Annotated in this window: 24 protein-coding genes; 13 read left to right on the top strand and 11 right to left on the bottom strand. The window is 63.1% G+C overall.

All coding sequences use genetic code 11. From position 1 onward, the window contains the following. Positions 1-137: 137 nt before the first annotated feature. Both MWM45_RS00345 and MWM45_RS00340 read left to right on the top strand, forming a co-directional pair. Positions 138-1,031 carry a YsnF/AvaK domain-containing protein gene (locus MWM45_RS00345; RefSeq protein ID WP_247827635.1) on the top strand — a complete coding sequence of 298 codons (894 nt, stop codon included), beginning with the start codon at positions 138-140 and terminating at the stop codon, positions 1,029-1,031. A gap of 433 nt (positions 1,032-1,464) precedes the next feature. Next, entirely contained in the window at positions 1,465-2,217 is a 753-nt protein-coding gene (locus tag MWM45_RS00340; protein ID WP_247827634.1) for a GAF domain-containing protein, read from the top strand. A gap of 55 nt (positions 2,218-2,272) precedes the next feature. Here MWM45_RS00340 and MWM45_RS00335 read toward each other — a convergent pair whose 3' ends face one another. Further along, positions 2,273-3,070, bottom strand: a complete 798-nt coding sequence (locus MWM45_RS00335; protein WP_247827633.1) for a GAF and ANTAR domain-containing protein — start codon at positions 3,068-3,070, stop codon at positions 2,273-2,275. A gap of 698 nt (positions 3,071-3,768) precedes the next feature. On the opposite strand from MWM45_RS00335, the gene MWM45_RS17625 reads away from it, so the two are divergent. Next, positions 3,769-3,894 carry a hypothetical protein gene (locus MWM45_RS17625; RefSeq protein ID WP_269076565.1) on the top strand — a complete coding sequence of 42 codons (126 nt, stop codon included), beginning with the start codon at positions 3,769-3,771 and terminating at the stop codon, positions 3,892-3,894. Positions 3,895-4,889: 995 nt separating this feature from the next. On the opposite strand, the gene MWM45_RS00330 is transcribed toward MWM45_RS17625, so the two are convergent. From MWM45_RS00330 to MWM45_RS00315, 4 genes are all read right to left on the bottom strand, one after another. Beyond that, positions 4,890-5,192 carry a hypothetical protein gene (locus MWM45_RS00330; RefSeq protein ID WP_247827632.1) on the bottom strand — a complete coding sequence of 101 codons (303 nt, stop codon included), beginning with the start codon at positions 5,190-5,192 and terminating at the stop codon, positions 4,890-4,892. 9 nt (positions 5,193-5,201) lie between these two features. Next, the gene (locus MWM45_RS00325; protein WP_247827631.1) at positions 5,202-5,618 is read right to left on the bottom strand and encodes an ester cyclase; all 417 of its coding nucleotides are present in this window, start codon (positions 5,616-5,618) and stop codon (positions 5,202-5,204) included. Positions 5,619-5,830: 212 nt separating this feature from the next. Then, entirely contained in the window at positions 5,831-6,610 is a 780-nt protein-coding gene (locus MWM45_RS00320; RefSeq protein ID WP_247827630.1) for an alpha/beta fold hydrolase, read from the bottom strand. A 112-nt stretch (positions 6,611-6,722) separates the two neighbouring features. Further along, on the bottom strand, positions 6,723-7,271 hold the full coding sequence (locus tag MWM45_RS00315; RefSeq protein ID WP_247827629.1) for a sigma-70 family RNA polymerase sigma factor: 549 nt from the start codon (positions 7,269-7,271) through the stop codon (positions 6,723-6,725). A gap of 1,020 nt (positions 7,272-8,291) precedes the next feature. On the opposite strand from MWM45_RS00315, the gene MWM45_RS00310 reads away from it, so the two are divergent. The 6 genes from MWM45_RS00310 (at position 8,292) to MWM45_RS00285 (ending at position 15,001) form a co-directional block, all read left to right on the top strand. Beyond that, positions 8,292-9,466, top strand: a protein-coding gene (locus MWM45_RS00310; RefSeq protein ID WP_418909711.1) for an IS3 family transposase whose coding sequence is annotated in 2 segments (ribosomal slippage) — positions 8,292-8,565 and positions 8,565-9,466 — 1,176 coding nt in all. Because the reading frame shifts where the segments join, the coding sequence is not laid out codon by codon here. A 919-nt stretch (positions 9,467-10,385) separates the two neighbouring features. Further along, complete coding sequence (locus tag MWM45_RS00305) at positions 10,386-11,156, top strand: CHRD domain-containing protein (protein ID WP_247827627.1); 771 nt, start codon at positions 10,386-10,388, stop codon at positions 11,154-11,156. Between the two features lie 366 nt (positions 11,157-11,522). Further along, positions 11,523-11,960, top strand: a complete 438-nt coding sequence (locus MWM45_RS00300) for a sortase domain-containing protein (protein ID WP_247827626.1) — start codon at positions 11,523-11,525, stop codon at positions 11,958-11,960. 589 nt (positions 11,961-12,549) lie between these two features. Further along, entirely contained in the window at positions 12,550-13,275 is a 726-nt protein-coding gene (locus tag MWM45_RS00295; RefSeq protein ID WP_247827625.1) for a GAF and ANTAR domain-containing protein, read from the top strand. Positions 13,276-14,445: 1,170 nt separating this feature from the next. Then, complete coding sequence (locus tag MWM45_RS00290; RefSeq protein WP_247827624.1) at positions 14,446-14,643, top strand: hypothetical protein; 198 nt, start codon at positions 14,446-14,448, stop codon at positions 14,641-14,643. Between the two features lie 61 nt (positions 14,644-14,704). Then, a complete protein-coding gene (locus tag MWM45_RS00285) occupies positions 14,705-15,001 on the top strand; it encodes a trypsin-like serine protease (protein WP_336296705.1) in 297 nt (98 codons plus the stop codon). Between the two features lie 136 nt (positions 15,002-15,137). Here the strand turns inward: MWM45_RS00285 and MWM45_RS00280 are convergent, their stop codons facing one another. The 3 genes from MWM45_RS00280 to MWM45_RS00270 all read right to left on the bottom strand — a co-directional run bounded on the left by MWM45_RS00280 (position 15,138) and on the right by MWM45_RS00270 (position 17,440). Beyond that, complete coding sequence (locus tag MWM45_RS00280) at positions 15,138-15,731, bottom strand: recombinase family protein (protein ID WP_336296685.1); 594 nt, start codon at positions 15,729-15,731, stop codon at positions 15,138-15,140. Between the two features lie 242 nt (positions 15,732-15,973). Further along, the gene (locus MWM45_RS00275; protein ID WP_247827623.1) at positions 15,974-17,053 is read right to left on the bottom strand and encodes a hypothetical protein; all 1,080 of its coding nucleotides are present in this window, start codon (positions 17,051-17,053) and stop codon (positions 15,974-15,976) included. Between the two features lie 54 nt (positions 17,054-17,107). Next, on the bottom strand, positions 17,108-17,440 hold the full coding sequence (locus MWM45_RS00270; RefSeq protein WP_247827622.1) for a hypothetical protein: 333 nt from the start codon (positions 17,438-17,440) through the stop codon (positions 17,108-17,110). A gap of 134 nt (positions 17,441-17,574) precedes the next feature. On the opposite strand from MWM45_RS00270, the gene MWM45_RS00265 reads away from it, so the two are divergent. Then, positions 17,575-17,892 (top strand): hypothetical protein, encoded by a 318-nt coding sequence (locus tag MWM45_RS00265; protein ID WP_247827621.1) that lies wholly within the window; start codon positions 17,575-17,577, stop codon positions 17,890-17,892. A 107-nt stretch (positions 17,893-17,999) separates the two neighbouring features. Here the strand turns inward: MWM45_RS00265 and MWM45_RS00260 are convergent, their stop codons facing one another. Together MWM45_RS00260 and MWM45_RS00255 are read right to left on the bottom strand one after the other, a co-directional pair. After that, on the bottom strand, positions 18,000-18,224 hold the full coding sequence (locus MWM45_RS00260) for a hypothetical protein (RefSeq protein ID WP_247827620.1): 225 nt from the start codon (positions 18,222-18,224) through the stop codon (positions 18,000-18,002). Between the two features lie 158 nt (positions 18,225-18,382). Then, positions 18,383-18,946 carry a recombinase family protein gene (locus tag MWM45_RS00255; protein WP_247827619.1) on the bottom strand — a complete coding sequence of 188 codons (564 nt, stop codon included), beginning with the start codon at positions 18,944-18,946 and terminating at the stop codon, positions 18,383-18,385. A gap of 391 nt (positions 18,947-19,337) precedes the next feature. Here MWM45_RS00255 and MWM45_RS00250 point away from each other — a divergent pair, with 391 nt between their 5' ends. Continuing rightward, positions 19,338-19,823, top strand: coding sequence for a hypothetical protein (locus MWM45_RS00250; RefSeq protein ID WP_247827618.1), 486 nt, complete (start codon positions 19,338-19,340; stop codon positions 19,821-19,823). Positions 19,824-19,932: 109 nt separating this feature from the next. Here the strand turns inward: MWM45_RS00250 and MWM45_RS00245 are convergent, their stop codons facing one another. Further along, the gene (locus MWM45_RS00245) at positions 19,933-20,463 is read right to left on the bottom strand and encodes a hypothetical protein (RefSeq protein WP_247827617.1); all 531 of its coding nucleotides are present in this window, start codon (positions 20,461-20,463) and stop codon (positions 19,933-19,935) included. Positions 20,464-20,890: 427 nt separating this feature from the next. On the opposite strand from MWM45_RS00245, the gene MWM45_RS00240 reads away from it, so the two are divergent. Further along, entirely contained in the window at positions 20,891-22,144 is a 1,254-nt protein-coding gene (locus MWM45_RS00240; protein WP_247827616.1) for a hypothetical protein, read from the top strand. A 76-nt stretch (positions 22,145-22,220) separates the two neighbouring features. Further along, on the top strand, positions 22,221-23,144 hold the full coding sequence (locus MWM45_RS00235) for a DUF1963 domain-containing protein (protein WP_247827615.1): 924 nt from the start codon (positions 22,221-22,223) through the stop codon (positions 23,142-23,144). The last annotated feature ends 34 nt before the right edge of the window (positions 23,145-23,178 follow it).

Raw genomic sequence — 23,178 nt, 5'->3', positions numbered from 1 at the left:
AAGCGCCGCTAGTGCGATGCTCCGAAAAAGCTCAACCGCAAAACCCTCAACCGCAGAACCCTCAACCGCGGATTCTTTAGCCGCATAAATCACCTCACGCCGGGTACAAGAACCGGTACCACGATGAAGGAGTTTCCATGATTTCGCAGAACGACATCAACACCATCCTCTCCAGCAAAAGCACCGTGATGGATTCCAACGGGACGAAGATCGGCTCGGCCGGTCAGGTCTACCTGGACGACCAGACCGGCGACCCGAGCTGGGTCACCGTGAAGACGGGCCTGTTCGGCACCTCGGAGTCCTTCGTCCCCCTGCAGGGCGCAAGCCTCAACGGCCACGACGTGCACGTCGGCTACAGCAAGGACCAGGCCAAGGACGCACCCCGGATCGAATCCGATGGTGACCTCAGCCCCGAAGAAGAGAACCGCCTCTACCGCCACTACGGCCTCTCCGGACACACCGACCAGGCCGACCGGAAGGGCGACGCCCTGAACGACAAGACCGGCACGACCGGGGTCGTCGGGACCGGCAAGTCCGATCGCAATGAGCGTGGCTACCAGGCCGGCGATGAGCGCGTCGACCGCAAGGATGCGCCAGGCACTGTCGGGTATGACACGTCGGGACCTACGACCGATGATGCGATGACCCGCTCCGAGGAGGAGCTCCGTGTCGGCACGGAGCGCCGCGAGGCCGGCAAGGCGCGCATGCGCAAGTACGTGGTGACCGAGAACGTCACCAAGACCGTCCCGGTCAGTAAGGAACAGGTCCGCGTGGAGCGCGAGCCGATCACGGACGCCAACCGCGGCGACGCCATGGACGGGCCGGCGATCAGCGAGGAAGAGCACGAAGTCGTCCTCAACGAAGAGCGGGTCGTCGTGGACAAGGAAGCCGTCCCCGTCGAGCGTGTCCGCCTGAACAAGGAAACCGTCACTGCCCAGGAAACCGTCACCGACGAGGTCCGCAAGGAAAAGATCGAGATCCTCGACGCCGACGGAACCGACATCAACAACAGCACCAAGAACAAGCGCTAGAACCTAGCGCTCACCATACGAACCACACCGACGGTGGGGTGCTGCGACAGCAGCACCCCACCGTCGGTCGTTAACGCCACGAGCCGCCGGGCCGACAAGGTACGAAGGTGGCAGGGCCACGCTGATCTGCCTGCCTCAACCGAACCCACCAACTAATGAATCCACCAGTGGGGATGACGCCACACATCACCGCCCCGACGACCCCGAAGAGTCGCCCTGCGGACCCAGAAATAACCGTCCTATCAGGCCCGGCTGAACTGGTCGCAGCCGGGGAGGTCATCCGTCCGCAGTCGATCCCCTGTTGCGAAGCGAGTAGACTTCGATTACTAAGGGTGCTGATTATTCGGGTCTCAGCCACACGCTGCCAGAGGGCCTCTTACATGACGAGGTGGATGGGTGTGAGGTTCTGATGGACGGGCAAGTACAGATCAGGATGACCACCCTCGCCCTGGCAGAAGCGAATCTGAGCATCGACGATGTGTGGGTCCGGTACTACGGGCTGGGAGGTGCGATCTCCGCCTTCGAGCTGCACGCCTATCTGGCTGGCCTGTTGCCTCTGCCGTCGAGTGAGCGGAACCTGGTGGCTGAGGCAACGAATGAGTTGCTCGAGCTGACACCGGTGCAGATCCGGGTGCCGGTCGACGTCGACGATTCAGCGGCGCAATCGGGTGGGGGCTCCCGGCGGGAGCTCGGCGCTGCCGGCTCGTTCCTGTTCAATGCCGAAGAGCAGGAGGGTGAGCGTTTGGCCGCCGTGGAGCGAACCCAGCTGCTCGATTCTGTGCCCGAGGATCGGTTCGACCGATACACGCAACAGGCCAGGGACTACTTCCAGGTCAGCTCCTCGACCATTGCCCTGCTCGATGACCGGCGCATGTTCCTCAAATCGGTGCTCGGACCCGTGGCGCAGGACCTGTCGCGGGACATCACGTTCTGTCAGTCGACGATCCGCAGCGCCGGGCCTCTGATCGTCAAGGACGCACTCGAGGACGATCGGTTCAGCACCAACCCCCTGGTGACCGGGGATCCCTTCATCCGCTTCTATGCCGGCTACCCGTTGCGGGGCCCGCGCGGGTGGACCGTCGGCGCGCTCTGCGTCATCGACCAGAAACCGCGTGACTTCTCAGCCAAGGACGGGCGGTTCCTGCGCACACTGGCCGGCCTCGTCGAAGACGAAATCAACGACTGATCACCAGTCTTGCCCGGACGCCCGGCAGGCGCCCCTGGTGCTGCTTCTGCTCCGGTTACTGTGACTGGGACTGGGACTGTTCCGGCGCAACGGACGGCGCTGAACTGAAGTGGGTGCGGATCGGGTCTGTCTGACCGAGGGAGGCCAGGATGCCTTCGGAGAGGTCCTTGAGCTTCACATTCCTCGAGTTCGATGCCCGCCGCAGGATGCCAATGGCTTCGTCCTGCCCGCACCGGTTCTGCGCCATGATCGCGCCGACCGCCATATCAATGGCGGTACGGGATTCCATCGCGCTCTGGCGGTTCCGTGCCTCCTCGCCGAGGTGCGCGATACGCACGGCAAGGCGCAGCGACCGCGAGGCATCACGCGCGAGTCCCTCCGCGACCGTGATCCCCTTCTCGTTGAATGTATGGGGTTCGGTGGAGTAAAAATCGAGACCCGCACTGGCTCCCGCATCGAGTCTGATCGGGACACCCAACGCGGAACGGATGCCATTCGCGGCGATGGCCTTCCTGTACTCGGGGAAACGCGTCTCCGTCAGGAAATCAGCGACATGGACGGTTTCCCCCTCGCGGGCGGCGCGAAGGCACGGACCGTCATCGAAACCGAGCTGGATCTCGTCCATCCGCTGAGCTTCCTCGCTGCTGCTGGCGACCGACACGTTGGAGTGCGGCCGAAGCAGGGTCACCGCGCAGAACACTTCCCCGTGCTCGCCGGTAAAAGCCTCGGCGGCCACGGTTACCAAACCGGTCAGGAACTCCTGGACGTCATCGCTTTCCATCACCAGGTCCTGCAACCGCGCGGTCACAGTGTCCTGCTCAACTTCGCGAGCAAGCTCCCGCTCATCCGGCACGATAAGCCTCCTGATTCTCTTTGTCCGAAACAACACATACGGACGCCGCCACCGTAGAGGCGGAGCCACCCTCAAGGGTACGGCCACGGCACGCGGGGCCGCGCCGCGATCACCGAGTTCGTCCGTGACGGCGCTGAAGACACGACTGCTGAGGATCATCCACCTGCGGGCGGGTGGAGCCCCAAGGGTGGAGCTCAAGGCCATCCGCCTATGGGCGATCCTAAATGAAGGTTGGCGCTTCGGGGGCGATGCCAGCGAGCAGAGGGCAAATGATCCTCTCGTTCCATTCGTGCTCCAAAGGGCTGTACGGAGCTCGACCGACACCACGCCAGCGGAAGGATGACGCGTTGGGGTGCCAGCCCTTCTGAGATCGGTCCAGCATGTTCAAGGCCTGAGTGCCAAGGAGCAGATGGGTGCTTCCCCCGCCCGCACGATCTGTCGGTCCAGCCCGCAGGCGGAAGGGGCAAGGAGAAAAGCGGGGGCAGGAGCCGGACTAATGCACCAACGATCCCGGCTCCTGCCCGAGAGGCTTAAGCTTTGGCCGGCTTCTTGACCAACTAGTAAACCTACTGACTAGTTGATCATGGACGGGGAGGGAAAGGTCAAGGCGGACGGCAACATTGCGCAGTCCCGGGCCACCCTCGCCCGTCCGTCCGAGCCAGGCAGGGATCAGTTTCCTGGCCGACGCGAGTTCACCGATGGCAATGCTTACCGGGCTCTACATCGGCCTGGCCGCCGTCGCGGTATCGATCATCATCGCCACCCTCGCTCTGAACGACGTTGCCCGCCGGGATGCTCGGACATGGAACCGCCGCGAAGGCTAAGCGGGACATCCGGGTGTAGAGAGCACCAGATACGGGCGCGTCGAAGGTCGTAGCCGAAGCGCCCCGCAGCCCTATGCCTCTCGTATGGAGGGTCGCGCCGTCACTCCGGCGGAGTACGGGACCCGCTGAGTGCTTCCTGTCGTCCGTGAGCGTTTTCACCCGGTAGACCACCGAATCCTGCGGTGAGAACGGGCGGGTAGGAAGTCCTGGATCTGCGAACGTCCACCAATTTTTGCTGTCGGACCCTGTCAGGGGTGTGCTCGGCTGTTCTCGGGGGAATTAGCAATCAGGCAACCAACGGCGCTCAGGTTGGAACGTCGTCTGGATCAAGCAGATGCCCATCAGAAGGTCTCACGCACATGCACACCGCTCAAATGCCGATCGTCGGCCGCCCCGGTCCTCCGGCTTCTGCCTGCCCTCCACCTGCATCAGTTGTCGGGTCTGCGGCTGTCGGCTGATTTTATTAATCTGACTTGAGCCCACTTTGGTGGGAGATCGCACCTTGATCGGGGCCTGCCATGAACCAGGTCGCGGAGTCGGTGGGGCCCCGGAATCTGACCGTTCGGTTACGCCGATCCCGGCAGGGCATATGTACTCGAAATCAGGGGACTGGTTGCCGCCTGCTGCCAGCCAGGAACACCCCCATAATCCCGGGACCCTTATGGATGGACCGAGCTTCTGCCCCCTCTCAGGAGGTGGGCAATCGCTGCCCCACCGGCGTGTTGCCGGGAACCGGGTTCCCGGGTTTTCTGCGCCCGGCCAGAAGAAGTCTTGGACGGTCGGAGGTGCAACGGGGAAGTCTGCCCGTTAGCTCACAGTGGGCGGGAGGCGGGCGGGTCAAGGGTGTGCAGCGTGGCGCCGGTCGCGATGCCGTAGGCCAGGTGCGGGATGATGTCGCTGGCCCGGTCCGCTGGAGACTAGGTGCGGGGATCGGTAATTCCGAGAACGGTCATGGGGCCGTTGCTGCCGATCAGTGCGCCGGCCGCCGCAGTCAGTTAGGAACCGAGGAGTCCGGGCCGGTATCCGGCCTCCCTGACAAGGCTAAGGACCGCGCCGACGCCGACGCCGACGACAAGCCCTGTCAGCGGGCCGAGCCCGGCTAACCGGTTCGTGCGTTCTTCCTCGGTGCCCTGGATCTTGATCCCTGTGACGCCGGCCAGTTTCTCGACGGTGGCCTCGGGCGTGCTGCTGGCGGGGCGGGCACGCCAGACCATGTCCAGGTAGGTGAGGGTGTTCAGGGCTGTGGTCCCGGCGGCGCCTGCTGCGGCCCCGGTGGCCAGTGCGCGGACCATCTTCATGGCTGCTTTTTAAGGCTGCGGGGACAGCCCGAGTTGGGTAAGCATGCCCAGCTGGTCGCTGCTGCCCCAGCGCTCGACGAGTTTGCCGTCTTCGAAGCGTCCGATCTGCATGCCCCGGATTTTGAAGCTCTTGCCGGTGGGCGGGTGGCCCATCAGCGGCCCCTGATGTGTCCCGGTGATCGTGTAGGCGAACGCGACGTCGCCGTCGGTGGCTGTGAGGTGTTCGACGTCGAGGTGTAGATCCGGAAAAGAGGAGCGCAACCCTGTGAACAGGTCCTTGAATCCCTGTGGGCCCGGTCCTTGTCCGGGTGCCGGGTCGTGGTCGACACAGCCGGCCGCGACGACGTCGTCGAACCCTTCGAGTTTGCCGCTGTTTACAGCGGCGCCGAAGCGCTCCTGGGCGTGGATATTGGCGTCCCTGGTCATGAATCCTCCGTTTATGGTCGTTAGGCCGGTCCGTGCGGAACGGTCATTGTTATCTATCATCGTGCGCGCTGGTCTGCCCGGGAGCAAGGAAAGTGGGATCGGGTTCGGCCGGGCCCGCCTGGGCCGGAACCCACAGCCGGCGGGTCCGGCGGCACGGGTCGACGTGTCAGCGGGCAGGTCCTGGCGGGTTCGCGCCGACGCTCAGGAGCAGCTCAGGCGGTGCTCTCGAGGATCAGGCGCGCCGCTTCCGCTGGCTGGTCCCAGTGCGGGAAGTGACCGCAGTTCTCGAACCAGTGCAGCGTTGCATCCGGGAACAGCTCCGTCGCTCGCGCTGCCTCACTGGGAACGGTGACCTTATCCTTCCGCCCCCATCCAATGACCATTTTGCCCTTGAGTGAACCGGCCGGCGCGCCTTCCTGGCGGGGCCCGTGAACCAGCGCGTTGAGGGCCGGGTCCAGACTGGTTGATGTCTTGAACCCGCGAAGCTCGTGCAGGACCAGATCCTGCGGCAGCTTCCAGGGGTGGGCGGAGAACTGTGCCAGCAGGGCCGTGCGGCCCACGGGGTTGCCCGTGAGGAAGGGGAGCGCCGGTTGGATGCGGCGCACCAGTGCGACGGAGGCCTTGATGCTTGCACCAAAAATCGCTGCCTGGCGGTCATTCCAGAATCCACCAGGGTCCAGTGCGACAGTGGTGCCAGCGTGCCCTCGACGTGCCATTTCCATTACCATCCGGGCGCCCATGGAGCTGCCCACCACATCAATATCGCCCAGTTCCGCGTCGCGGATAAACGCTTCGACGGCATGGGTCAGCGTGGCAATGGTGGTTTCGCCGGTTAGCGGCGCGGATTCGCCGCAACCGGGGAGGTCGACGGCGATCACATCGCGTTCAGCGGCCAGCGCCGGGATTATCGGGTCCCAGTTGCCACTACTGGAACCGAGCCCATGAATCAACAGGAGTGGCTTACCGGAGCCTTGCCGGGTCGAGTGCAGCATAAATTCACTGTAGAGGCAGATGGGTGACCATCGAGAGCATTGCGAAATCCTCCTTCGCGCTCTATCGCCCGCGAAGGAGCACCTGCATTTATTGCTCGTGGCGTCGTTGATTTTAGTTCGTGCCCTGGAGAGAGGCTCTAAGCCGTTTGATCCCGTCCCGGATCCGCGTTTTGGCAGTCGATACGGGGATGCCCAGGTGGGCGGCGACCTCGACATAGGTCAGGCCGGCGTAGTAGGCGAGGTGGATCGCCTCACGCTGCGCCGCGGACAGAGTGTGCAGGCAAGCCCGAAGTGCTTCGGCTTCAGATTGCTGGACGACGGTGTCTGCGACCTGGTCGTAGTCGATGTCCTGGTTCTTGATCGCCCACTTCAGGTCCCTCGTGCGGTGGGACTCCTCGGAGCGGACCTTGTCGACCGCGCGGCGATGCGTAAGGGTCATAATCCAGGACATTCCTGTCCCCAGGCCGGGATCGAACCGAGCGGCGGCGCTCAGCCAGAGGGTAAGGAAGACGTCCTGCGTCGTTTCGGCGCTCATCTCGGCGTCGATGAGCACCTTCCGGGCGAGCCCGTACACGCGGGCGGAGGTCAGCCGGTACAGGTCTTCGAGCGCCTGCGATTCGCCCTGCCCGACTCGGACGAGGAGGGAATCGATGTCGCTCACCGGTCGGTCGGCGCCGACCGCCGCAGGCCCGACAACTGATGGGGGCGAAGGGCAGGAAGAAGCCGGGGAGCGGGGCGGCTAACGATCGTGAGTTGAGCGGTTTGCATGTGCGTGAGACCTTCTGCTGACCATCTGCTTGATCCAGACAACGTTCCAACCTGAGCGCCGTTGGTTGCCTGATTGCTAGTTCCCCCGAGGACAGCCAAGCACACCCCCGCCAGGGTCCGATAGCAAAAATTGTTGGAGGATCACAGATCCAGAGCTTCCTACCCGCCCTTTCTCACCGCAGGATTCGGTGCTCTATCGGTGGTCTACCTGGTGAAAATGCTTACCGACGACAGGAAGCACTGAACCGGTCCTGGACCCCGCCGGGGTGGCGGCGCGACCCTCCACACGAAAGTGATGGGCTCCGGGCACTGAAGTGAATCCCGGGGTGTTCAACCTTGGTCGTGGGAACGTCGATACCCTCACACCGATGGGGCCACTGGTTTCACTGTTGTGGCGGCCGGGGAGTAGATGGGCTCGAGGTCGAAATGCGCGCATGCCCGGCGACTGATCGAGCAGGGCAACCCGCCTAGCATGTCGCACGTGCTCGTCGCGTGTCACACTCAGGCACCCGCCCCCTCTCGCTGAACCCGACGCACGAGAGGTTTGCTACTCACCCTGCACCACGACCAATTCAGGTGCCGATCGCGCTGCACTCACCCCGTCGTTAGGAGCGCCGCCGCCTCCAGGGTCGAGAAAGATGCAGCGCCCACCGCGGCCGGCCCGGGCGATGGTCGGCGCCTACCGAACTGGCTGATAGCAGCGACACGGGCTCTACGCGCCCCGTAGGGAAGGACCGGTTACTAGGCTGTGCTGGGCTATCAATGATTCCTCACCGACCGTGTGATCGTCGGACTCGGTGTCACATCCTCATCAGCTCGCCCTGCACCTCATTACTCGGTGACGTTGGGACTGCTGAGGGTTCGGTTTCCATCTACCCTGTGAGGATTCTGTCCTCCTGGAAGGATGGCCATCATGGCAAAGCCGTATCCGGAAGAGTTCCGTCGCGACGTCGTATCCGTCGCACGAAAGCGCGAAGCACCGCTGGCTCAGATCGCGAAGGACTTCGGGATCAGCGAAGGCACACTGAACAACTGGCTGAAACGCGCCGACGTCGAGGACGGTGTCCGGCCAGGAGTGACGCAGGCAGACGCGGCCGAGCTCCGCGAGCTTAGGAAACGCAACCGGTTGCTGGAGCAAGAGAACGAGATCCTGCGCCGGGCGGCGGCGTTCTTCGCCCGTGAGCTGCCCCCAAAATGAAATACCCGCTGGTCCGTGACCTCGCCGCTAACGGGATTCCCGTCACGGTGGCCTGCCGGGTTCTGGGATTCTCACCCCAGGGATTCAACAAGTGGCGCCGTGATCCGGTCTCGCAACGGGAATGGGACGACGCGCACCTGACGAACCTCGCCCTGGACATCCACCACGACGACCCGACCTTCGGATACCGGTTCGTCGCCGACGAGATCGCCGACCACGGTGTGAGAGCGTCCGAACGGCGCATCTGGCGGATCTGCTCCCAGCAACGCCTGTGGTCCCTGCACGCCAAGAAACGCGGACTGACCCGGAAAGCCGGCCCTCCCGTGCACGATGACCTCGTGCTGCGCCAGTTCCGGGCCGACCGGCCGAACCAGCTGTGGCTCACGGACATCACCGAGCACCGCACCGACACCGGCAAGCTCTACCTCTGCGCGATCAAGGACGTGCATTCCAAGCGGATCGTCGGCTACTCGATGGATGACCGGATGACCTCGGCTCTGGCCGTGTCCGCGGTGCGGAACGCGATTCGGCTCCGCGGCCCGGTCGACACGATCCTGCACTCCGACCGCGGGTCGCAATTCCGGTCGAAGGTCTTCGTGCAGATGCTCAAGAGCAACGGGCTGACCGGGTCGATGGGGCGGGTCGGAGCCTGCGGAGACAACGCGGCGATGGAGTCGTTCTTCGCGCTTTTGCAGAAGAACGTTCTAGACCGGCGGCGGTGGGCCACGAAGGAAGACTTGAGACTGGCGATCGTGACCTGGATCGAGCGGACCTATCACCGCAAACGCCGCCAGCGAGCCCTCGGCAGACTGACCCCGATCGAGTTCGAGATACTAGGACAAGCCGCCACTAAAGCAGTCAGAAACCAGCAACACCCAACTGGAAATTAAACCTTCAGCAGTCCCGAATGACCCTTTGCTGGAGGTAGTCGTTGGGGCTATTCGAAAGGTGGTGTAATTGTTGGCGCGTAGCGCGATTGGGTGTGGACAGCGACCCAAGGCGCGTTCTCCCAGCCATTGACAGCTATAGGAGCGTCCCGTGGGGGAGCGGAAGCCCGATCGTCCCGAAGCGGCCGGTGTGAGGATCGTCGACGTGAGAGCGGTATCCGCATGTGTGCGAAGGCAGGTGCCTCGGGTGCCACTTGGGGAAATGAAGGAGCGCCGGCGAACATCCGGGATGGAGGTCCCTAAACGTTCGTCGACGCTCGGACCCGGCGGACCGGGTCAATCCTCACTCGCACATGAAGGTATTACGACTGTACAGCCCATACCTGTGAATCACCCGCAAAGATCAACAACCGGCCTCCGAGTGGGAACGTGGTCCTCGCCGCCACGAACGCGGAACCGGACCCTCCGTCCAGCACTATCGCTTCTGACGACGGCCCTCTATTCCTGTCGACTGCCTGCGGAGTTCGTGGATGGTTGACGGGTATCTTAGACCAGTTCTTTGCACCCGTGTTCGAGCTGGCCGCTACGAGGGATTTAACGTTTCGCGGTTCAAGAGGTAACCGTGAGCCCTCTGGCAGGGGTACCACCCGTCCCGGAGGGCACTGACCGTGTCAGTCCCCTTCAGCGTAAGCACACTGTGGCAGGTCAAACCCGTCACAATCAGCGCACGCCTGCTTCCTCCTGTGATCCGCGTGTACCCATGGTGGGCGGGCAGGAGGAAGCCACAACGGCGCGCCGGAATGATCCGGCAGATATTAGTTTTCTGGGGGAACCAATCCGTGCGGCGCAGTGCTCCGAATCACACCCAGTGCGCGTCCGGATCCGGGCCCGTTCTCATCGCACAGTGAAGGATATTGATCTTATGAACAAGAAAATGCGTTTCCTCGCCGTACCGGCCCTCGCCATCAGCGCAGTTGCTATGGCCGGCTCCCCCGCTATGGCCGCCCATGACGGCACCTACTCCTCGACCCTGGGCCAGCTCAGCGGCACCACCGGCTCCGGCTCGATCACGCTCGACGTCGTAGGCGACAAGGCGACGGTCAACCTGCAGGTCTCCGGTCTCGCCGAGACCTTCATGGATGCCCCGTACCCCCACGTCCAGCACATCCACGGCGGCGCAAAGGGCCAGTGCCCCACGGTCGCTGACGACGCCAACGGCGACGGCATCCTCAGCACCACCGACGGCGCCGCATCCTACGGCGGCATCCTCACCACCCTCACCACCTCCGGTGCCACCACCCCCGCTGAGGGCCTGAACCTCGCCCTCGGCGGCCAGGGTGGCAGCTACACCGTCGAGCGCGAGATCACGCTCGACATGGCCACCCAGGAAGCCCTCGCCGCCGGCACCGCCGTCGTCGTCGTCCACGGTCTGGACCCCGCCACGGTGACCGCCACCGAAGAGGCCTTCAACGCTCCCAGCGACCTGGAGCCCTCACTTCCCCTCGGCGCGACCTCGCCCGCACTGTGTGGAGTCCTCTCCGCACAGCAGATGGGTGCCATGCCTAACGGTGGCGCCGACACCGGCGTTGCCCAGGAAACCGGCTCCAACGCCGGCGTCCTCGCCCTCGGTGGCGGCCTCGTCCTGGCCGCAGCAGCCGGTGGCACCTACATGGTTCGCCGCAACAACGCATAACCCACCAGCACCATCCATCCGCCCCGTGTCGGATAGCAGCACGGCATTACAGTGCCAGCCGTAGGAACTGATCGGACCACGGAAGACACCACATGATCAGCTCACCCAGCGACCGCCGCAGACACCACCTGGTATCTGCGGCGGTCGCTCTGTTACTCCTCACCGGCTGCTCACCCCCCCCCAACCAGCACCGGCAGCGACACCAGCACCACCACTAGCTCTTCGGTGACACCCACCCAGTCATCAACAGCCAGCCCGCCCACTGCGGCCCCATCGCCTGCGGTCACCCCGCCAGCGAGTTCCGCACCAGGGCCGGGAACGATATCCGCGCCAACTCAACCGGCAGTCCTGCCAGCCTCAGCGCCCGTGTCGTTCGCCATTCCCTCCACCGGCGCCGAGTCAGACCTACTCCGCACGGGACTACGAGACAACGGGTCCCTGGAAGTCCCCCCGGACGGGCCCGGCGCACCAGCGAGCTGGTACACCCAGTCCCCCACCCGCGGAGAACGCGGACCCGCCGTCCTCCTCGGACACGTCAACGCCACCAACGGTGGACCCGGCATCTTCGCCGACCTCCGATCCCTCACCACCGGCGACACCATCAAGGTGCTGCGCGAAGACGGCAGCACCGCGACCTTCACCTTCGACCGCGGCGAGCAATACCCCAAGAATGAATTCCCCACCCAGACCGTGTACGGCAACACCCCAGGATGGGAACTACGCCTCATTACCTGTGACGGGTACGACCCCGAAACCGGCGACTTCGACGACAACTACGTCGTCTACGCCACCCTCACCCCCTGACCTCGCCCTTCGCTAAACCCCCCACAGCGTGTATCGGACAGTCCCGGCGAACTAAACAGCGAATCTGCTTTGACGTTGATGAGAACAGACCTCGTCCATCTGTGGTGTTGCATGTTCCGATCGGCCTGAACAGCTGAAAGCAGCTCAGCGAGCATTATCCGCAACATTCACCAGTAGCGTCGCGCTCATGCCAGGGGTTCAAGCCTCGCATTTTCGCGCGTGAGGACCCTGGCTGAGCTCTGATACGTATGAACGGGAGTGCAGGGCGGTGGGCCCTGCACTCCCGTCGCCCCCGGTGCCGTTTGCTCGACCCGAGGACTCCTCCCAGTCAAGAGCGGATTCCGCGTGGAAGCAACCTTCGACCGCAGCGCCCAGAACAGGGCACAGGGTGGCGGTCGGTTCACGCGGGCAACGGCCAGTGGGAACGGGGCAAGAAGTCGTACAGTGGAGTGATCGGCTGATGAATATTCCCGCGGGCCTCGGTGTGCAATGACGAGCACTACCTCGAGCGCAGCGCCGCCCGTACCCATCGTGGTCTCATTGCTGGAAAGTGTGCATGATGACCGAAAATATTGAGGTGAATAGGGGTATGCCGTCGTCACAGTACGGCGGTAATGAGCGGGAACGTGATCTCGCTACGGAGCTGGCGGAGCTGGCCAGAGGATTGCAGCAGGAACCGGATTCGGACGCGATCCTTGGCGGGTTCGTCCACGCGGCCCTCGAACTGATCCCCGGTGTCGACGAAGGGTCCGTCAGTATCGTGTTGGGGCGAAGAGCCATCGGATGCCGTGCCCCGTCGGGGGATCTGCCCGTGCGGATCGATGCGTTGCAGATGGAGACCGGTGAGGGCCCGTGCATGGAAGCGGCGTACGAGCACCGGACGGTCCGGGTGCCGGATATGGCGCTCGAGACGCGGTGGCCGCTCTTCGCGCAGCGGGCCACCGAGGCGGGCGCCAAGGGGATGCTGTCCATCCAGTTGTGGGTCGAAGGCGATGACCTGGGCGCCCTGAATCTCTATTCGTACGAGGCGAACGCGTTCACGGACGAGTCGGAGAACATCGGTCTGCTGGTCGCCTCCCATGCTGCCGTGGCGTTCGCCGAGGCCGAGAAGAGCCGGCAACTCCACGCGGCGGTGGACTCCAGGGATGCCATCGGCCAGGCCAAAGGCGTTCTCATGGAACGCCACAAGATCACCGGCGAGCAGGCGTTCATCGTGCTGTCCATGGCCAGCCAGCGCACCCACCTGAAGCTCCGGGATGTCGCCGACTACCTCATCACCAGCGGCGAACTCCCCAACGAGAACACCGCACGCTAGGGACCGCTCCATCAGTTTCTATAGGGATACGCACATGCAAGTCGTGATCCATGACGAAAAATCGTCAGCACAGCATCGTGTGGAACCAGCTCTGGAGGACAGCCAGTATGGGTGCTTGTACAGCACGGGCGCGAGGCTGACGTGGACTCACCGATTCTCCCGCCGTGAAAGGCCTCCAGATTCGGACTTGTTCGCGGTCGCGCAATAATGCGACGCACGTTAATCCGGAACTTTCCGCCCAACTCTCCAATACACCGGAATTTGTGACCGCGCCGTATTTATCACATTTCGATGATTACCGAAGCGCTCGAAAAAATCTTCACCAGGTGGAGAGGGCCTTCCGGTGGAAGAGGTGGACCCGGTCCGGCTTAGGTGTGGACGGAGGGTGCCAGAAGGGGCCCATCGGCGCTCGTGGCTTCGGATCTCTTCATCTTCAAAAAGCGTATTTCCTCCGGGGACAACCAGTGCTCTCCATGCTCGTTCAGGGAAAGGCACTCGCCCATGCCAGCTTCGACCCGGTTGACGTAAGTGCGGGGCAGGACCATCGCACCGGGGTTCTGCAGGAGCCACTGCTGCACGTTGGAGTCGAGAGTGGGCCACAGAACACTGATGCAGGTCATATTGTGAGTCTTTCTGTCTAGGTCCCAGAGTTGGCCACGCCTGAATAGCGGGCACCTTGAGTCATGCTCTATCGGAACCGGTGATGGTTCGGGCCGGTAGGGTACAAAGTCCCGAGATGCCAGGCAAGCGCCCGCCAGGGAGGACAGTAGTTGAACAGGAACGCACTGGCCTAGCCGTGGCTGAAAACCACTCTCCTGATCAGGGTCCTTTGACCCTGATTAGGAGGATCGTTCCTTTGACACCCCGGAGGAGATCCAGTTCACCTGGAAGTACATCATCGAGGACGGCTGGCTCGGCGGCTTCTCCTACCGGGCTAAATCCGAAGGTGTCAACGACAATCGTGCGTTCGTTGAGAGCTACCTGGCCCGGTATCGTCAGACGCTGGCCTTCGAACAGATCGAGCCAACGGTCATCGAACGCCTCATCCGTGGGTTCTTCGGCGCGGACCTCTTCTAAAAAATCATCGACGTCGTCGAGCCTGCCTGAGCGCCGGCGGCAACGAATCCACAGTCAGGGCCGACTCGGCCCTACCGACAAGAGAGCACGCCCATGATCACCCGCCCCGGCGAGTACCACGACGCCAACTCGACGGTTCCCATTCCGCAATCCCAGCGGACCATCGATCTCATCGAGCGGGGCCGGCTGATGCCTCCACTGCCCATCCAGGTCGTGCCGCGTCAGAGCGTCTCGGCGCGGGTCATACCGCTGCCCGTACCACTGCCGACACTCGATGCTGAGGCGGCGTAGGGGCGGCTCCGGCCCGCCGTGACAGGTGCCGGCTCTGCCACACACACCAGCTCCATGATCACTGCACCCACGGCGCCAGATCCTCCAGCTGCAGGGCAATCCCAATGACACGCGTGGCGGTGCAGGTACCTGCTCCGGGGACTCGGGAGGCCCAGTCTTCCTCGATGACTACCTCGTGACCGTGAGTTCGTCCGGATTCAACACCATCTGCCGGTCCATCAACGGGTATCAGCGGACCGACGCCGCCGTCGTCCAGGACTGGCTCGTCCTGACAACCGACCAAATAACCACCCGGGACGGCGGACCGTCGCGGTCACCGACACCAATTACAGCCGCGCCAGGTCGCCGTCATCCCTGAGAGCACCCACTCCGACCCGCGCGCCAACCCCGACGCTCGACGAAGCCAAAACGGTGAACACCCTTGAAAGGGGCGGTCTTCGTGCGCGTAGCTGGCCGGGCCAGCTGAACATGCAACACCCCTCTTCTCGGTCAGGTCAAAGTGCCTCGCTCACTCCCATGCTGAGGTAGCGGTACACCGTCGCCCGGCTCGCCCCGATGATCTTCCCTATGTCCGCCGGCGCCAACCCCTGGGCCTTCAACTCGTGGGCACGCTTCACCTTCGCATGGTCAACGGTGATCTCCCGCCGGCCGGCCTTGCGCCCGTGTTCGGCGGCCGCGGCCATGCCCGCCCTGGTCCGCTCGGCAAGCTGATCGCGCTCGAGCTGCGCGAACGCGGACATCACGGTGAGCATGGCCCGACCCATGGGCCCGGTGGTGCTGATGCCTTCGGTGACGCTACGGAAATGCACGCCACGCTGTTCCAGGTCATCGATTAAAGCCAACAGGTTACGGGTTTTACGCCCCAACCGGTCCAGCTTCCACACCACCACCTCATCACCCTTCCGAAGATGATCCAGGAGCTTGTCCAACTCGGGCCGACTCGACACTGTCCCGCTCACCCCGTGCTCGGTGAAAATCCGGCCGCACCCCGCCGCTGTAAGCGAGGCGTGCTGCAAATCAGCGTTCTGCTCCAGCGTGCTGACCCTGGCATACCCGATACTTCCCATTCCTATGCTCCTCGTGCTCATCAAAGGCTTCTTTCCCCTTTCTTGAGAATACCCGAAGTGAGACACATTGCCGGGACATGTTCGGGGGGCTCACTCCCCCGCCAATGCTGAAGACTTCTGGCCCGGTGACCGGCCCTGCCAGCGGTCCGGTCAACGGATCCTTCGCCAGAATGGTCGTTCAGCACGCTCTCGACACGGCGACCACACGAGTGCGGTAAGTACCGGGGACCTCAAGGGGCAAAAGATTATGCAGGTGGCTGGTATCAGATGTCCAGGATGGTGTTACGGGCGTTCCCGACCGGTGGAAGAGCTCCCGTGTCGAGGTCTTCCATGAGATGGATCGAGGCGTACTGCACCGATCTGATGCGCCCGGCGTCGTCGAACACCCGATACGTTCTCCGCAGCCGACCCTGCGGGTAGTGAGGGTGTGCGAAGCTCACCTCGACCCTGGTGACGGGCCATTGCCCGATGACGTCGATGCGGGTCTCCTTCACACCGTCTGCGAGGGGCGACGTGTCTCCCTGGGGCGTCCGCCAGTACGCGTCGAGATCGGCGAACTGCGCGCAGACTGCGTCCACGGCTGCTTTCATCTGCTCGGCGGGAAGATCGACTCTGTCCCACGGCGCGCGTGGATTCCCCGCAGCGAGGGGATACGTCGCAGGAGTGTCGTCCTCGGACCACCCCGGAATGCTTGTCGCTTCAATCGGGGTGCAAGGTTGTTCTCCGCTCCGAAGCGCAGCAGGAAGATCGCCGGCAGGCAGATCGATCTGCAGGTAACGGTAGGTGTATTCGGTGCCACCGTAAGCGTCGTGGAGTTCCTCCGGTGCCGAGGCATACACCACCAAGTGTGCTGATGACTCGCCCTCGAAGGCCATCAGCGGCATCCGATCGATGCTCGTGCGGTTCATCGCTCCGCCGGCGTCAAGGACCAGGAGCTCACGCACCTTCAGCCAGTCCGCGGTGGTGTTTACGTCCCAGTGACCTGACCAAAGCCACAGACCATGCCGGGTAGACCCCAAAAGATGGACATTCACGAGGTCCAGAGAACGGACGATATCGCCCGACGGGGAGATATGTATGGCCGTCGATTTCACCCGCGATGAGGTCCCGTCGCGGTCCATCACCTCATCCGCCGTCGCCGGCGTGTGGAGAACCCATGCTCCACTGGAAGCGGCCGCGACCCTGACGCGGGGGCTGATTGTGCCTATCGGAAGATCAGCCCAGGTCACCACCCGATCCGGTGCCCCTCGACGCCGGATCACCGCGACGGGCTCGGACAGGCTCACCCGGATAAGGGCACCCGCGACAGCCACTTCTTGCCACCCGGCGGACTCATGCACCATGGACAAAGTGTTGCAGAGGGAATCCGCGTAACACGGGAGGGATCCGGTTTGGCTTTACCCGTTCTCACGTCCAGGAAGCGGAGCCCCAGCGAGGAATGCCTCATACGCGTCGCGGGCGTCCTCTTCGACGGTGGGCGGCTGGGAGCTGTACCGACCGTCAGTTCGATCACGCTTGGGTCCGGACACCCAGTACTCCTCGCCCGACTCGACGTCGTAGAAGTTTGAGTCGAAGTTCGCGCGGGAAGTTCCTGTCACACGGTGCAGGGTGCGCCCGTGGAAGTACGCGGTGCGCCAGGTCTTGCTGAAACGCACGCGGGAGATCCATGACGGCCCCCGGTCCGTGCCGTAGCCCGTCTTCAGTTGGACATACATGATGCGTTCGTTCACCCGCTCAGCGTAATGACACCGCACGCCCGCATGGATGATCCGTCACCTGACGCGGCGCACGGTCTCGCCCATGGGTGATCTCGCAGTAAGTTCTACTTAGGCCCGCCATCGTGCGGAGACACGAGGGACTCCCGATGAGAAGAGCTGACGCCGTGAAGCCTGCTTCCGTCGCGGCGACGATCCTGTTGACCAGCCTTGTGGGGGCCTGGTTCTGGATCAGGATCCATCAAGGTTTCGTGCTCGGGGTCGCCGCCGGAACCCAAAACCTCAGGCTTGCTGCGGCTGCTCTCCTCTTCGCCCCGTTCCTGGTCTTCTTCTACCTATGCGTGAGGCCCGGAACGGTCTTCAAGAACCACTCCTCGCAGGGAAGCCTCTTCTTCGCTGGCTTGGCGTTCATATGGTCTTTCTGCGCCGTGTTCCTTTCCCTCTTCGCGGGATTCGCCCCGTTCTAGGTGGAGTTTGGTAGCCGGCAGCAGCACGACCGTGGCCTCACCCCCTGAAGCTCATCCCTCCGCGGTCATCGCCCTCGTTAGTTCGCGACGCTGGAGACGCTTCAGGACTAGAAGGGCGATGGCGCGAAGGGCACGACGCCGACTCCAATGAACAGCAGACCAATGACTAGGAGCACGAACATACGTCGCCTCTTCCCGCCTCGGAACGACTCCCCGTTCTCCTTCGGATGAGTGGCGAACCAGCTCAAGCCGATGATGGAAAGAACCAAACCAACCAGGCCGAGCGCGAGCATACCGAAGGCGATGAGAAGGAGTGTCGGATCGTAAGCCATGAATTGAACCTAACTCGCCGGCATCTGAAGGCGACCCACCGTGGAGCGGTCGGGGTTACAGGCCTCCAGACAGAATCGTCCTGCGGGCGCACCGCAGGAGACTCGATCTCAGCAATACGGCCTCACCTCGAGCTCTTCGTCGTCGCGTCGCTGCGCCGTCAGGCCCTGGCGTCGTCGCCGAGGTGCCGGTAGATCGTGCCGCGGGAGACCCCGAACGTCTCGGCGATCTGCTGCACCGTGTATGTCTTCTCCTCATACATGGTCCGGGCCTGCCGGGCCCTGTTCGGTGTCATCTTTACCCGGCCCCCGCCCGTCCGGCCACGGGCCCTCGCTGCGGCCAGGCCGTCCTTGGTGCGCTCCACGATCAGGTCGTGTTCGAACTCGGCGATCGCAGCGAGCATGTGGAAGAACAACCGCCCACCGGGAGTCGTCGTATCAATGCCCTGGGACAGGGCCTTCAACCCAATCCCCCGCCGCTGCAGCCCGTCGGCGACTTCCTTCAGATTCCTGACCGACCGGCCCAACCGATCGAGTTTCGTCACGACCAGGGTGTCCCCCGCCCTCAAGTACTCGAGCGCGTCCTCCAGGGCGGGCCGCTTCGCCAGGACCCCCGAGGCGTGCTCGATGAAGACCTTTTCGCACCCGGCGGCCTCCAGCGCATCGGTCTGACCGTCCAGATTCTGATCCCGCGTCGAGACCCGCGCGTACCCGACTGCTGCCATGACCCAAACTGTACCGTGAACGCTCATCACAGCACATAGGTCTCGGACACGACCCATGGAACACGACACGCCGTTCTTGGCGATCCTGAGCTGAAGTGTCCTATGGACGGTCGTTCGCTGAACGTTACTCCGCGTGACTGTTCGTCATGGTTCCGTTCGAGGATCGGCTGCTGGTCATTCAGGGTGTCGGGGAGGGCCTTCGAGCGAATTGAGGCCGCCGCAGAAGTCTTTAGCTTTCGCTGTAGCGGTGACTTCACTCAGCGATTCCTGATTCCACTCCTGCCATATCGCGTCTACCGGTAGCCAATAGCTCTTCGAGGCGAGGGGATTAGGTTGGAGTACATGTCAGAGGCGCTGTCTTGAGCCAGTACCGCAGACGGCTTCGTCCCAGTTGATCAGCCCCATCATCAAGGGCGGCTTCATACTCGCTGCGTTCGAATACGAGCGGTCCGACGGAACTGATTTTGTCTTCCTCTTGGACCTTGTCAAGTTCGTCCTCGGCATCAGGCGGACCGCCATGACGAAAATCGCTCCACACCACCTCATCAGGCCCGACTTGTACCCTCGCGCTGACTCCGCCGCAGCCCTCATCGAAGCATCCACCGCAGAAATAGAGCCAGACACGGTAAGGAAAGAACTTGCCTGGAAGCTCGCCCTTCAGCTGGCGAATCTGATCCCGGGAGGCGGCGAAAGGCAGCTTGCGTCGTCGCAACCGAGTGATCTCATACTGCTCCAGGTCATCTGTCTCGAACACCAGCTCCCGCAGGAATCGACCATCGATGAGGAAATCGAAACCACCGCTCGCGTCGGGACACAGACCGAATCTATTCACGCCGGCACCAACACCTTCACTTATCTCCTTCGTACATCATCGTGATAGCGCCTCATCAGGGAAGCGCAGGTCGTTGAGTCGTTGTGCTGCCCGTACATGGTGCCGGCAGGTCGGTGCCGATCGGCGTGCGGACACTTGCTTAGGAGGGTGCGTGTCAGGGAACGCGTGCCTGCATCTGGTCGATTCGCGCCAACTCCGGCTCACCGTAGAGGGGGATGTCATGGCGTTCCACCCATTGCCAGAATCGGCCTGCTTCATCGAGGAGCTCCCGGCAGAAGGTTGAGGGATCGACTCGCGCTCTGGTGTCACCGATGGTGACCAGGGCGCCGCCGTGGATCCGCTCGAGAACGATGGGTGTGGGCTGGCCAGGGAAGAAGGATGCGCCCCGGCCCGTGGCGAGGTAGCCCTCCACGACGTTGACCAGGTAGGTCCACAGTGTGCAGATGTCGTGCCAGTCCGGGACGCCCAGCAACGGAATGCCGTCCCAGGCAAGCGTGATGGCACCGTCGTTGTAGGTGAAGTGGTCCGATGCTCCAGCGCTCATCCATACTTTCACCGCGCGGTGCTCGTCCGCATACAAATCGACCAGGTACTTGTCCGGATCGTCGGTGAAGTCCTCGAGATCCTGCACCGCCTGAACGAGGATGCCGGTTGAGCTTGTCAGGCGACGGGTGTTGGGGTTCATGCACTCTTCCTCGGGCCGTCGCATTCTTGCGACTCAATATAGTGCTTGGTGGCCCAAGCCAGACCGAGACTCAGGTTGGCGGCCAATGGAGTGTTTCGGCGTAGCCGTTCTAGGTGGAGTTGGCCGGCGACCAACAGCGCGAACGTCGACCTCGTACCCCGGAGGGGAATTGCATTGTGAGACCTCGTGCTGCCTAGAATCTGCTACCACAGGCGTCGGTCTATTTCGGAGCGCAGCGACAGATGATCACGTTAGCCGTGGCTGTTTCAATGAGCTGAGTGTGACCATGGTGGTTTGACCGGCCGGGTCCACTGAAGTTCTTGTCAGGGATTGCTCATTCTGATTGGATTCCTTCAACGCATCCCCTCGATTGGGAGCGCTGGCCGTTAACGGGTCTCACTTTCAATGATTGGCTCCGGGGGAACATGTGAATAAGTACGAGAAGTGTTGCAGGTCCGTCTCGGGCCTGGCGCTGGGGGCGCTAGTTCTTGCCAGCACGGGCATCGCACCGGCTAGCGCTGCGGAGGCAGAAGCAGAAACATTAATCACCGCGCAGACCTCGGAAGCTTCGGCGGCAGCGAATCAAGTCCTCGCCCTCGATGACTTCCAGGTGACCGAGGCGGGCCACCTTTCGTCGGACGGCAGCGTCGCCGTCGAATCCGGAACCGTCTCGATGGACCTCGGATCGGCAACCGGACTGGTACTAGATCTTCCGGTAGGCACCGGAATAGAACCACAGATTTCTGACGACGGAACGCTGGTCTACGCGGACGAAAGCAACGGTCTTCATACGGAAGTTCAAAGCGTCGAAGACGGACCCGCGCGAATTCTGACCGTGGCGGAGGAATCGTTCTCAGATAAGTCGCTCCACGAGTACGGCTATGGTGTCCAACTGCCCGCGGGCATGGAACTCACGCAACTAACCGACGGTACCGTCGTGGTCCTTCAAGATCTCGACTCCGCCCCGGCGGCCGAGCCTGTTGATTTATCCGTAGTGCTCCCGGAAGTATCGGAAGTAGATGCGGTCGATTATCAGGAGAATCAAGCGCCGCTCGAGGTGATCGGCGCGGCCGGCGACGCCGCCCTCGAGGGCAAAGCCATCGCCGTCGCCTTCCAGGAACCCTGGTCGGTGGATTCGGAAGGGAACGAACTACCAACGCACTTCGAGGTGCGCGGTAGCGAGTTGGTCCAAGTTGTGGATACCACGGATGCCGCGTTCCCCGTCGTGTCCGACCCCCTACCGCTAATTGCCATCGCTCTAGGTGCAGCAGCAAGGGCAGTTGCGCCCCACGCCATCAGAGCTTTCGCCGCGACCACGATTCGGGCCGGCGTCGCCTATACGACGAAGGGCGGGTACGCGACCTTCGCTCGTTTCAAGGCGGCTGCGGGGAGCAGATCAGGGTATCAGTGGCATCACATCGTCGAGCAGTCCACCCTCACTGGGACCAAGAGAGGTGTTTGGAAGGCTGAGGCCATTCACCACAAGAACAATTTGGTACAAATCCCGACACAGGTCCACCAGAAGTGCATCAATAGCTGGATGTCCCGCAAGGGCGTCAGATCGCTGGGGGCTAATGCCGCCAGCAACCAGACGATGCGCCAGTGGGTCCATCAGCAGTCCTTCAGCACCCAGCACCAGATCGGTGTGAACCTCCTGCGTCATTGCGGCGTGAATATCTGATCCAACAGTGATCTAATGCGGAGCGGGGGCGTATGCACCCGCTCCGCATTTCCAGCGAAGGACAACGACAAAAGCGATGACCCGCACGACCAAGAAGAATCTAGATGTCCCGGTCCATGGACCGTATGGCCAGGTGGAGAAGTGGCTGCGCGCTACCGGCGCCGGGGAAGTGCTCGAGGACGCCGTGTTTTCCCCGGTGTTCAGTGAGCAGTCCTTCGAGCCCGGGGCGCCGAGTGAAGCCGAGCTCCGCGAGCTGTGGCCTGCAGGCGGGTGGATGTGCTGGCTGGGCGGACCCGCCGTCGCCCCCTTGGAGCAATGGCCCCGCCGCGCCGACGGCAAGGCGTTGGCCCATGTGGCTTCGATCCACCTAGGCGTCCTGGATGCCACCACCGATGCTGTGGGCAAGGCGGGGTGGCCCGAGGGACAGCTACGCGAAGGACTGCCCACTGAAGGCGTCCTTGAGGTCTTCCATGATCTCGAGTCCTTCGGCTACGACCCCGCTGAGGGTGCGGCGCGTAGCTGGCTGGTCCGCTGGGTGAAGACCCCCGACCATTCGGTGCTCATCGACCCGCCCCAGGACCTGGACACCCCCACCGAGGTATGCCAGCTGTGCCTGCCGCTGCCGGGCTTCACACTGCCCTCGGCCGCCGATGCGGCCTCCGGGCCCCAGGACCGGTTCGATCTCGTCGAGTCCCTGGAGCTCAGCCTGCAGAACGGGTGGCTCGCCCAACGCACCGGTTCCTCACCGGAGGTGCCGATACCGTTCAGCCACGCCTATGGCCACAGCCATCACGGCCGGATCGCCGCCGTTGAAGACATCCTTCCCGGCGTCCTGCCGTTGGAACCAGGCGACGAGTACCGGCTGATCCTGGATCTCGAGTCGTGGACCGCCCTCGCGGGATGGTTCGGCGATGCGGGTAACCTCGAGATCTGGATCCGCGAATCCGACCTCCAGGCACGAGCCTTCGAACGCGCCTGGTGCCTCATCCGCACCGACTAGTTGTTCTGGGTCACGAGGTCGGTGACGCGGCGGT

Source organism: Arthrobacter antioxidans (assembly GCF_023100725.1).
In the GTDB taxonomy this organism is placed as follows: domain Bacteria; phylum Actinomycetota; class Actinomycetes; order Actinomycetales; family Micrococcaceae; genus Arthrobacter_D; species Arthrobacter_D antioxidans.
The sequence above is the reverse complement of the archived record's forward strand: the minus strand, read 5'-3'. Positions and strand labels throughout refer to the sequence as shown.